We start from the raw sequence: 10,525 nt of genomic DNA on the forward strand, positions 1-10,525 counted from the left end.
ACGACATTGGATTTTACTGACGATTGTCATTGCGAGGAGTGCGAGGTACGCGGCAAAGCAATCACATTACAACAGATACCAACAACAAATTCAAAAAACGCTATTCGAAAGAGTAGCGTTTTTTTTGTGGAATGAATTTACTTATCAAAAAATCAGGTTGAAAACTAAAAATTAATGAGGTCAATTGTAGGCGGGTCAATTGTAGGCGTAAAACTAATTTTATCAAATATGGAGATTAAAGAAAAATTTGGTCAAAAAGTAAAAGAATTAAGAGAGCAAAAAGGCTTCTCTATTGAGCAACTGGCTAATATTTCGAATGTTGACAGAAATTATATCTCAGACATTGAAAAGGGAAAAAGGAATGTTTCAATTGAAATAATGGAGAAAATAATCCTTGCACTCGATACTGATTTTATAGAATTCTTCAACGATAATAATTTTAAGAAATGAAAATGAAAGAGAAAATATCAATTGAGGAATTTGATAGTAAAAAATTTAAACTTCGCATAGTTGAATCGGAGGACAATAGGAAAGCAGTAGTTACTCATTATCTTCATAATTATCGTAATGGAGTAAAAAAGCATTATGAAGCAGAAGCAAAGAAATATTTAAAAGAAATTGTTCAATACAAAAACCTGGAAGAAGATTTAAATCTTGTATCGGATGTTGCTTTGCAACAATTATTATTTGAGGTTGAAGATGTGCCCTTTCCAACGCCTGAGAATTATACTTTTAAATTTATAGATCTTTTTGCGGGAATTGGAGGTTTTAGAATTGCGTTGCAAAATATTGGAGGAAAATGTGTATATACAAGTGAATGGAATGCTGATTCACAAATAACATATAGAGCAAATTTTGGAGAAGTTCCATTTGGAGATATAACAAAAGAGCGAACCAAAAATTATATACCTGATGATTTCCAAGTACTATGTGCGGGATTTCCTTGCCAAGCATTTTCAATAGCAGGAAATAGAAAAGGCTTTCACGATACAAGAGGAACACTTTTTTTCGATTTAGAAAAGATTATCGAAACTAAAAGACCAAAAGTAGTTTTCCTTGAAAATGTTAAAAATCTTGTATCTCACGACAAAGGGAATACTTTTAAAATAATATTAGAAATTTTAGAAGAAAAACTTGGTTACAAAGCTTATACTAAAATACTGAACTCCTCCACTCATGCAAATGTTCCACAAAATAGAGAAAGAATTTTTATTGTTGCTTTTGATAAAGAACAAGTAGAAAATCATGGGGATTTTAGATTTCCAGAACCAATACCTTTAACCAATACAATTCATGATATTTTAGAAAAAGGGAAACAAGCAGATAATTTATATTATAAAAAAGACCATCAATATTATCCGGAACTTGAAAAGACTATGACTTCAAAAGATACGATTTATCAATGGAGAAGAGTCTATGTAAGAGAAAATAAAAGTCAAGTTTGTCCAACTCTAACAGCTAACATGGGAACAGGAGGCCATAACGTCCCTTTAATTTTAGATGATTATGGCATTAGAAAATTAACTCCGAAAGAATGTTTTGCATTCCAAGGATATCCAATGGATCAATATATATTACCAAATGTTTCCAATAGTAAGTTGTATATGCAAGCAGGTAATTCAGTAACAACAACTTTGATTGAAAGAATTGCTAATCAAATATTACAAGTTTTATGAAATCATTTGCAGAAATAGATCAGGAAAATGATGGAAATTATTTAAAATTACTTTCTGCATCTGCGAAACTTTCCAAGCTCTTTAGTGAAAGTCAAGTCCCGTATATATATTATAGAGCTGCAGAAAATATATTTTGTAGAAGTTTCGAAGCAGAAAATCTTTCAAGAGGAGATTCAGCATTTGATGCAAACTATAATTCGGTCGGAATAGGTTTGAAAACCTTTATTTGTAACAAACACGTGAGTACAGAAAAAGTTGCTGAATTTAACAAACTTTCAAAACAACTTAACGGATTTAAAGGTAAAGATTTAGCACATAAATTATCAGAATTTAGAAACGAAAGAATTGATTTAGCAAATCGTCTTTATGATATTGAGAATTCGCTTTATCATATTGTGGCTAGAAAAAGCAACGAGTTGCTTTTATTTGAGACGGATTATCATAAAATTGATATTGATAATATTGGCTCAGTAAAGGAAAGCAATTCTGGATTGCAATTCCATGATGGAAAAAATGGTTATTCTTATAATTATTCCAAAAGTACTTTATTTAGAAAATTTGAAATTCCTGAAAAAGTTTTTCGTTTACCTATTGATATTATTAGTGACCCCTATTCACTTTTATTAGAATTATTTGAAGAAAGCAAAGGTGTTCCAAAAGCAACAGATCTTTTTTTAAAAGGAGAGAATTTTGTTATTTTACCTCTTTATGGAATTAAAGAGAAACGAAAATTTGTTTTTGAGAGAAGTGGTTTGAATCAATGGAATGCAAGTGGCAGAAAGAGAGATTTTGGGGAAGTTTATATTCCAATCCCCATAATAATACATCAATTATATCCTAGTTTTTTTCCTAAAAGAGACCAAGAGTTTAATTTACAAATACCAACAGGAGAAATATTTAAAGCCAAAGTTTGTCAAGAAAACTCAAAAGCTCTAATGACTAATCCTAATAAAGCTTTGTCAGATTGGTTATTAAGAAAAGTCTTTGATCTGAAAGAAGGAGAATTAGCTACGATAGAAAAAATGGAAGAACTTGGTTTTGATAGTGTGATTATTTCTAAAGATAAAGAAGGGGATTTTAAAATTGATAAAGCAAAATTAGATAGTTTCGATGAGTTTTTAGAAGATTAGTATCATATGGATAATCTTTCTCCACAACAACGTTCCAAAAACATGCGAGCCATTCGCAGCACCAACACCAAAGCTGAAATCCGCTTGGCCAAAGCCTTATGGCACCTCGGCTATCGCTACCGTAAAAACAATAAAACGATTTTCGGGACACCAGATTTAACCTTCAAGAAACTCAAAATTGCCATTTTTGTGGACAGCGAATTCTTCCACGGCAAAGATTGGGAAAACCAAAAAGACCGCGTTAAAACCAATACGGTGTTTTGGCAAAAGAAAATAGAAAGAAATAGGCAGAGAGACATGGAAGTCAACACCTATCTCGAATCAAAAAATTGGAAAGTGCTTCGTTTCTGGAGTGCGGAGATAGAAAAAAATCTGGAGGATTGCGTCGCTAAAATCCGATCTGAAATTATTTCGAGACAAATTCAAAAAAGTGAATTCTAAACTTGAAACCACACTTCTACTCTCTTTTCTTTTATTACTATCTAGACACGAGCGAAGCGAACTGACGAAGTAAATAACTCCTCCTTCGACTGCGCTCAGGATGATAAACCTACTCTACTTTTAAAATCACCGGAAGAATAAATTGTGTTTTTACAGGAATTCCGCGTTTTATGGCTGGATTAATTTTTGGAAAATCAACCAAACGGGCTTTTAGAATGCTATCGATTTTGATTTTGTCATAAGTCACGGAATCTTTGGGGAATTGTGGTTCAAATTGCATCGTGGCATTAGGAAAAACAGTAACCTTTACTTCTATTGTATCCAGTTCAGGATAGAGGACCGAAAGGGTATCGATGCTCAATTTTTCCTGAATCAGCTGTGTTAAAACTTCAAAAAAACATTGCTGGCGCTGCGTTTTATCCTCAATTTTTTCACAGTCTACAACCGATGGAAATTCATCGACTTCTTTCCAATTGATGGATTTCAGTTCCTTTTGCAACAATTCCTTTTCCGAAGGCACTTGCTTTTCGAAATATTGGCAGGAATTAAAAAGTATAATTACTAAAAAAAGGTAATAGTGCTTCAAGGTCTTGTTTTTCAATTGAACTAATATTTTATAAAAATACAATTATTTTTTTTGAGTAGCTTTAGAAAGTAAATAATCTTCATAGGCTTCCTCAAACCATTTTTTTTTGCTTTCGGCAGCAATTTCTTTTTGGTCTGGATACAAAGCCGCCAATCGATCGGAAAAAATAGCAATCTGAATTGTATATTTATAAAATTCTTCCTTTGTCAACACTACATTTGGATTTGATTTTTTATCGGAAAACTCAAAAAAAAGTACACCAAACTCTTTCAAGGAAAAATTTAATACTTTTACTCTATTCTCGTTGTAAATTGTCTCCTTTAAAAGCACATCATTGCTATTCACAATTATTTCTTGGGCATTTACAGTCCAAAAAGAAAAAGTGAAGAAGAGCATCATCGAAAATGAAGCCATTAATTTAATATCTTTCATAAGCGAGCTACTGTTGCTTTTGTGTTTTCAAAATTACTAAAAATAAATATATGGATGTACTGCTTTTGGTTCTTGGTTTTATGTGTGTGCTTTTAGGTGTTTTTGGTAGCTTTTTACCTGTTTTACCCGGGCCAAGTATCAGTTGGGTTGGATTAGCACTACTCTATTTCACAAATGCCGTTCCTGCTAATTATTGGATTTTAGGAATTGCTTTATTGATTACTGTAATCCTGTCGATTTTGGATTATGTGATTCCGGCCAAAGGGACCCAAAAATTTGGCGGAAGCTCGTATGGCATTTGGGGGACAAACATTGGATTGATTGTCGGGATCTTTGCTCCAATTCCTTTTGGCTTCCTAATAGGCCCTTTTGTTGGTGCGCTGATAGGAGAACTTATTTATGATTTTAAAGACCATAATCGGGCTTTAAAAGCAGCCGCAGGTTCCTTTGTCGGTTTTCTGGCTTCGAGCTTTATAAAATTTGTGTTTTGCGTGATGTATTTGGGATTGTTTGTCTGGATTGTATGGCAACATAAATCCGAGTTGTTTTAGTTTATAAAACACGTTAAAATCAAAAAAGCCATCCGTAGATTCTGAATAAATCCAGAAGCATTGGAAAGCTTTTCATTGGTCTAACTACTAAACCCGGTCAGCTTACAAGGCCGACCAAACAACACAACTAGCTTTAGATACTTTATAGGGGCAAAAAAGCCTTTCTGTTACGAAAGGCTTTCCCCAATATTGCGGTCTGGACGGGACTCGAACCCGCGACCCCATGCGTGACAGGCATGTATTCTAACCAACTGAACTACCAAACCTCTGCGTTATTGCGGTGGCAAAGATACAATAGATTTCCGTTTACACAAGCGTTTTTTGAAAAAATATTTGATAAAATTTCACTCTATTATCCAAAGTTTTGTTTTTCAACCAAGTATGTCATTAAAATTTTTTCAAAACTTTCCCCAACGCTTACCGGAATGTACTTTATTCGGTTTTGTGAGCAGGTCAAAGCGAGTTTCTTAAAGTACGTTCCTGCCTGTTTTTCGTATTCTTCTTTGACATTATCGGCAAAAACAGCTACTTCTTCTCCCGTTTCCACGTCAATAAACTTCCTTGGAGCGCTATCAAAGTCAAAATTCAGCTCTGTTTTGTTATCGACAACATGAAATAAAACTACTTTATGCTTATTGTGTTTCAAATGTTGCAAAGCATCAAACAGCGCTTCTTCATTCCCGGACTGAAACATGTCCGTAAACAAGATAATCATCGAACGGCGGTGAATCTTCTCCGCTATTTGATGTAAAAAGGTAATGGTGTCGGTACTTTTTTTAGTTGTAGATTGCTCTAAAAGTCCTTCAAGTGTATTTAAGATCATTCGATGGTGGCGGTCACTGCCTTTTTCGGGCGCGTAGTACTCGTATGTATCCGAAAACACACTTATTCCCACAGCATCGCGTTGCTTCTTTAAAAGGTTCATTAAAACCGCCGAAGCCAAAACCGAAAAGCCAATCTTATTCTCAAAAAAATGCTGACTGTCATTTAGTTTTGGATAATGCATCGATGAGGAATTGTCAATGATAATATGACACCGCAAATTAGTCTCTTCTTCAAATCGCTTCGTGTACAAACGATCCGTTTTGGCAAATAACTTCCAATCAATATGTTTCGTACTTTCTCCTACGTTATAGACTTTATGTTCCGCAAATTCAGCAGAAAAGCCATGAAACGGGCTTTTGTGCATTCCTGAAATAAAACCTTCCACAACTTGGTTCGCCAACAATTCCAAATGCTGGAAACTCGAAATTTTCTCTATTTGCGATTCGATCTTCATATTCCAAATATATTAATAATTTAATTCTGATTGAAATACTATTTCCCAACAGCTGAAAATCTATTTGAAAAATGTAGTTAAATAATTTGGCTTGACTATTTATTATTTTATTATTTTTTGGGCTCGGTACAATCCATCGGTTGCTTGCAATAGCTTTCTTTTCAAAATTGGACTAAAATCGGGATTATCTTTTAAAAACTGTTGCACAACATCAAACGCATAAACCGACGAATATCTTCCAATACTGCCACTAAGCCAGCCTTTTGGAAAGAAAATATCTCCCGTTCTTTTAATTTCTTCGATTAAATACAGACCGTCTTTCAAATGTTTTTTCCCACTTTCCTGACGCAACGGATGATGAATATTTCCTAAGGCAGTAAGTACCCATGCTTCTTTTTCTCGATTTTTTTCGTCTTTTAGGGATTCCATAAAAGCATCCCGTACAGCCTCCTCTTTGGATAACGAAGGGAGCAAAAATTCAAATCGTTTTTGCTTGTCAGGATTGCTGATTGTTGCTTTGGTCTGATTGAGAATTTCTTCTGCCTTTTCGTGTTGAAAAATAGCCAAATCCATTGCCATATTCGTAAAGTCATCTTCATTTAACTTCAAATCGGGAATCGTGGTTTCTTTATTCCATATTTGGTATAACTTTTCTTTCCCCGATTCCGAATAAGCTATGGAACTGAACAAGCCAAATATTGTTTTTTTGAGATTTGCCGGCAACTTGGTCTGCAAACGTTGATAAACTAAATTCTCTAGTTCTTTTTGACCTTCAATCTGTTGTTTCGGGCTAAGAAATTTCCAAAATATAGACGTCAATTGATTCGACAACAACTTAGCGACCAATTCATTTGACTCAGTAGCAATCCCTTTAAGACAACTATTAAATGCCTCCAAAGGTGCAATTTTTCCAGTTAAGGTATTTTCATAAAGATTGATATAACTATAGGCTCGTGCCACTTCATTCTGGACAGACGGAAAATAATCTAAACGATTTACATCTATTGGGAAAACTCCATAGCCATAACCATTATAATTATAAATAATAGTTATGGGCTTAGCCAGCCCGATTGCAGCATTGAGTTTGGTCATTTTATTTTTTATCGAAACAGTAATCACTCTTGTACTATCAGGATACACCAACCCAATCTCGAAAATCTGTGGCCAAAGATTTTTAGACTGATCCTCAGCCTGCTGGTAAATTTCGAAACTTTTGATACGATTAGCGGCATCGTAAACAATACGATCCGAGAGAAGCGGCCTTCCCGATTGGTTGACCCAAACATTACTCCATTGTTTCATATTCAAAGGGGTCTTGGTATCCAGAATTTCAACCAAATTATTCCAATCGGCATTATCATTAGCATATTTTTTAATATATACTTGTATTCCTTTTCGAAATGCTTCTTCCCCCATAGACGTTTCTAATTGGCGCATCATAATAGGGGCTTTGTTATAAATAATACTCCCATAAAGTGACCCAGCATCCTTAAGATTCGCTAAATTCTGCTTGATAGGATGTGTCCCGGCGCTACGGTCTTCCCCATACGCATTAGGATAATGAGTTGTTAAAAATTGCAAATCATGGTTGACCTCCGGAAACACTGGATTCATGATTTTACCGGCCATGAAATTAGCAAATACCTCTTTCATCCAGACATCATCAAACCATTTCATGGTAACCAAATCACCAAACCACATGTGAGCCGTTTCGTGTGCAATTAATTTGCCACGATCCAATTTATCGCTATCGGTGGCGCTATTATCCAAAAATAAAGCAGATTCCTTATATTGTATCGCTCCAACATGCTCCATACCTCCGTATTGAAATACTGGAATGGCTGCAAAATCCATTTTTTGGAAAGGGAAAGGATGTTGCGTGTATTTTTCTAAAAAATCAATCGCCTGTTGGTGCGTCTTAAAAATCACATCAGTACTCGCTTGGATTTTTTTGACATCATTTTCCCGAAACAACATCTTCATTTCAAAAGCCCCGGGATTTTTGGAAATACTTTTAAATTTTCCTGCCACAAAAGAAAACAAATACGTACTCATCTTGTCCGTTTCCCCAAACTGATATTGTACAAAATCACCTTGGTCGATTTGCTTGACCAATGGCGCTCCACACAACACGCTCCAATCTTTTGGTGCTGTAATAGTAAGGGTATATCTCGCTTTAATATCTGGCTGGTCAAAACAAGGAAACAAAGTACTTGCTCTATCCGGAACCAATAAAGTGTACAAAAAATCAGCATTTCTATTCAATGACAAATCTCCGGCTATAAAAGAAATAGCAATCAAGTTACTGCCCAGTTTTAGATTTTCTCTCGGAATAACCAGGTGTTCTTTCTCCTGTTGGACAGCAATTGCCACTCCATTCACAGTAACCGATTTCAAGTTTTGGGTCTTTTCATTAAAGTCCAAATACAAGGGCTCTTTCAGGCTCAACACGTTCAGGTTTAACACTAGTTCTGAAGGTATCGGGCTATCTTTCTTTTCTGGAATAGCAAATGACAACTTATAGGCCACATCCGAAACTTGTTGTTTACGGAAACTGGCCAATTCTTTTGAAACACCATTTTGCAATACAATATTGGTTTCTTTTAAAGTTTGGCAAGAGCTGATTACTAAAAACAAACACAAAAAGCAATGTGGAATTTTCATTTCAATTGAGAATTAATTATTTGATAAAAATAACAAAAGGCTTGACTTTCGCCAAACCTTTTATTTGAATCTTTTCAGATTCTATATAAATCATAATCTACTGATTACAACAAAGCGTCTAAACTATCAGCGTAAGTTTGTTTCGGAGCAACTCCTACTTGTTTTCCTACTACTTCTCCGTTATGAAAAACCAACACCGTTGGAATATTCCTCACTCCGTATTTTGCAGCAAATTCTTGGTTTGCATCAACATCAACTTTTCCTACTACTACTTTCCCTTCGTACTCGTTGCTTAGTTCGTCAATGATTGGTCCTACCATTCTACAAGGTCCACACCATGCTGCCCAAAAATCCACCATTACTGGTTTTGTTGATTTCAAAACTACTTCTTCAAAAGTAGCGTCTGTTATTGCTAATGCCATAATTTTTTTATTTAAAGTTTATCGTTCGGATATTTAAAGTCTCAAACTCGGTTACAAATTTAGAAATTAAAAACAAACCAAACGCTATTCATAAATTAGTTTTGACTATTAATACATCGTCAATTCTTATTCCCTCGTTTCAATTCATTCAAAATTATAACAATTAGGAGCTATTTACTCCGTCAGTTCGCTTCGCTCGTGTCCTGCTGTACGCTGTATCTTTTCCTCTTTAAAGAAAAAAGAAAAAGGGTGCCGCTTCCATCAGGGCTATGACATTTGGGGATTTCAAAACGTTTAGACCACAAAAAAAGACCCTCTTTTCAGAAGGTCTTCATTCTATTTCAATTGTACTTGATTATAGACTGTATTTCAAACCAAGAGTTAATCCCAACCCACTGATTCCAACATAAGAACTCAATTCATCCATTGGTTTCGTTGAATCTAACCCATTTGGATTTGTTGCAGCATTATTTGAATTAACATCCAAACGATCTACATAATTCGTATGAATTTGAGCCTGACTTCTACCTGCTAATACATCTTGACCATTCGTTGTAAATTCAGTAGTTTCTTTAGTTTTTCCATGAACCGTAAAATTACGGTATTCTAATTCCGCAAAAGCAGAAATTCTCTTTCCTAATTTATACGACGTCCCTAAAGCAGACATAAATCCTACTGTTGGATTTGGCTTTACCTTATCTACACTATGCACAGCTACTGTTGCTGGACTAGCCACACCTGTTGGAACCACTGCATCTGTAGTAATTTCTAAATCACCGTGTATAGGCAACAAAACACCCACTTTAGTATAAGGCTCAAAGCCTTTATGTTCCCCTAAAAACAACACTAACGCTGGTGCTAAATCAAAAGCCGTAATCTGGCCTACAGATCTGAAATTATAAACAGGCCTCCCATTAGATATAAATATTTGATCTGTAGTCGTTTGCGCCATTGTTTTATCATTACTAGAATAATAGTTAACACCTATCTCAACACCTAAACGAGTATTGAATCTGTAACCCGCAGTTATTCCAGTACGAAAACCTTCTCCAAAAGAACCTGTAATACTTTCTTCCGAAGTTAATTTTCCACCAACATAAACTTTATCTAAAGCTGCGTTCCCTCCAACTGTTGGGAATTCTGTAGCGGCAGTTTGCATAAAATAAGATCCGCCTAATTTAAAATACCAACTTTCTTTTTTTTCAGTTTGCGCTACCATAGCCATGGTACAAACCATGAATCCTAATAAAAACAGGTTCTTTTTCATAATTTTACTCTTAATTAATTTATACAAACATAAATAATTATAAGACAATTTTTACAGATGCTTTAGCATCACAAAAG

General features: G+C 34.9%; 11 protein-coding genes and 1 tRNA gene. 5 read left to right on the forward strand and 7 right to left on the reverse strand.

Annotation, left to right across the window (positions count from 1 at the left end; all coding sequences use genetic code 11):
* The first annotated feature begins 174 nt into the window (after window positions 1–174).
* Genes E0I61_RS01085 through E0I61_RS01100 form a run of 4 tightly spaced genes read left to right on the forward strand, consistent with a single transcriptional unit; the run spans window position 175 to window position 3,247 of the window.
* A complete protein-coding gene (locus E0I61_RS01085) occupies window positions 175–450 on the forward strand; it encodes a helix-turn-helix domain-containing protein (protein ID WP_235832042.1) in 276 nt (91 codons plus the stop codon).
* 2 nt (window positions 451–452) lie between these two features.
* A complete protein-coding gene (gene dcm, locus E0I61_RS01090) occupies window positions 453–1,676 on the forward strand; it encodes a DNA cytosine methyltransferase (RefSeq protein WP_235832043.1) in 1,224 nt (407 codons plus the stop codon).
* The gene (locus E0I61_RS01095) at window positions 1,673–2,806 is read left to right on the forward strand and encodes a phospholipase D-like domain-containing protein (RefSeq protein ID WP_132068841.1); all 1,134 of its coding nucleotides are present in this window, start codon (window positions 1,673–1,675) and stop codon (window positions 2,804–2,806) included. Before dcm ends, E0I61_RS01095 begins: the two co-directional genes overlap by 4 nt.
* 6 nt (window positions 2,807–2,812) lie before the next feature.
* Window positions 2,813–3,247 (forward strand): very short patch repair endonuclease, encoded by a 435-nt coding sequence (locus E0I61_RS01100; RefSeq protein ID WP_132068843.1) that lies wholly within the window; start codon window positions 2,813–2,815, stop codon window positions 3,245–3,247.
* 109 nt (window positions 3,248–3,356) lie between these two features.
* On the opposite strand, the gene E0I61_RS01105 is transcribed toward E0I61_RS01100, so the two are convergent.
* A complete protein-coding gene (locus E0I61_RS01105; RefSeq protein ID WP_132069680.1) occupies window positions 3,357–3,833 on the reverse strand; it encodes a hypothetical protein in 477 nt (158 codons plus the stop codon).
* 42 nt (window positions 3,834–3,875) lie between these two features.
* Entirely contained in the window at window positions 3,876–4,265 is a 390-nt protein-coding gene (locus E0I61_RS01110) for a hypothetical protein (RefSeq protein WP_132068845.1), read from the reverse strand.
* A 50-nt stretch (window positions 4,266–4,315) separates the two neighbouring features.
* Here E0I61_RS01110 and E0I61_RS01115 point away from each other — a divergent pair, with 50 nt between their 5' ends.
* Window positions 4,316–4,816 (forward strand): DUF456 domain-containing protein, encoded by a 501-nt coding sequence (locus tag E0I61_RS01115; RefSeq protein ID WP_132068847.1) that lies wholly within the window; start codon window positions 4,316–4,318, stop codon window positions 4,814–4,816.
* Between the two features lie 192 nt (window positions 4,817–5,008).
* Here E0I61_RS01115 and E0I61_RS01120 read toward each other — a convergent pair.
* From E0I61_RS01120 to E0I61_RS01140, 5 genes are all read right to left on the reverse strand, one after another.
* Window positions 5,009–5,082, reverse strand: a tRNA-Asp gene (locus E0I61_RS01120).
* Window positions 5,083–5,168: 86 nt separating this feature from the next.
* The gene (locus E0I61_RS01125; protein ID WP_132068849.1) at window positions 5,169–6,095 is read right to left on the reverse strand and encodes a DUF58 domain-containing protein; all 927 of its coding nucleotides are present in this window, start codon (window positions 6,093–6,095) and stop codon (window positions 5,169–5,171) included.
* 102 nt (window positions 6,096–6,197) lie between these two features.
* On the reverse strand, window positions 6,198–8,759 hold the full coding sequence (locus tag E0I61_RS01130; protein ID WP_132068851.1) for a M1 family metallopeptidase: 2,562 nt from the start codon (window positions 8,757–8,759) through the stop codon (window positions 6,198–6,200).
* A gap of 104 nt (window positions 8,760–8,863) precedes the next feature.
* Complete coding sequence (gene trxA, locus E0I61_RS01135; RefSeq protein WP_131991141.1) at window positions 8,864–9,181, reverse strand: thioredoxin; 318 nt, start codon at window positions 9,179–9,181, stop codon at window positions 8,864–8,866.
* Between the two features lie 355 nt (window positions 9,182–9,536).
* Window positions 9,537–10,448, reverse strand: a complete 912-nt coding sequence (locus E0I61_RS01140; RefSeq protein WP_132068853.1) for an outer membrane beta-barrel protein — start codon at window positions 10,446–10,448, stop codon at window positions 9,537–9,539.
* Window positions 10,449–10,525: the final 77 nt, after the last annotated feature.

It is taken from the genome of Flavobacterium ranwuense (assembly GCF_004349315.1).
Lineage (GTDB): Bacteria > Bacteroidota > Bacteroidia > Flavobacteriales > Flavobacteriaceae > Flavobacterium > Flavobacterium ranwuense.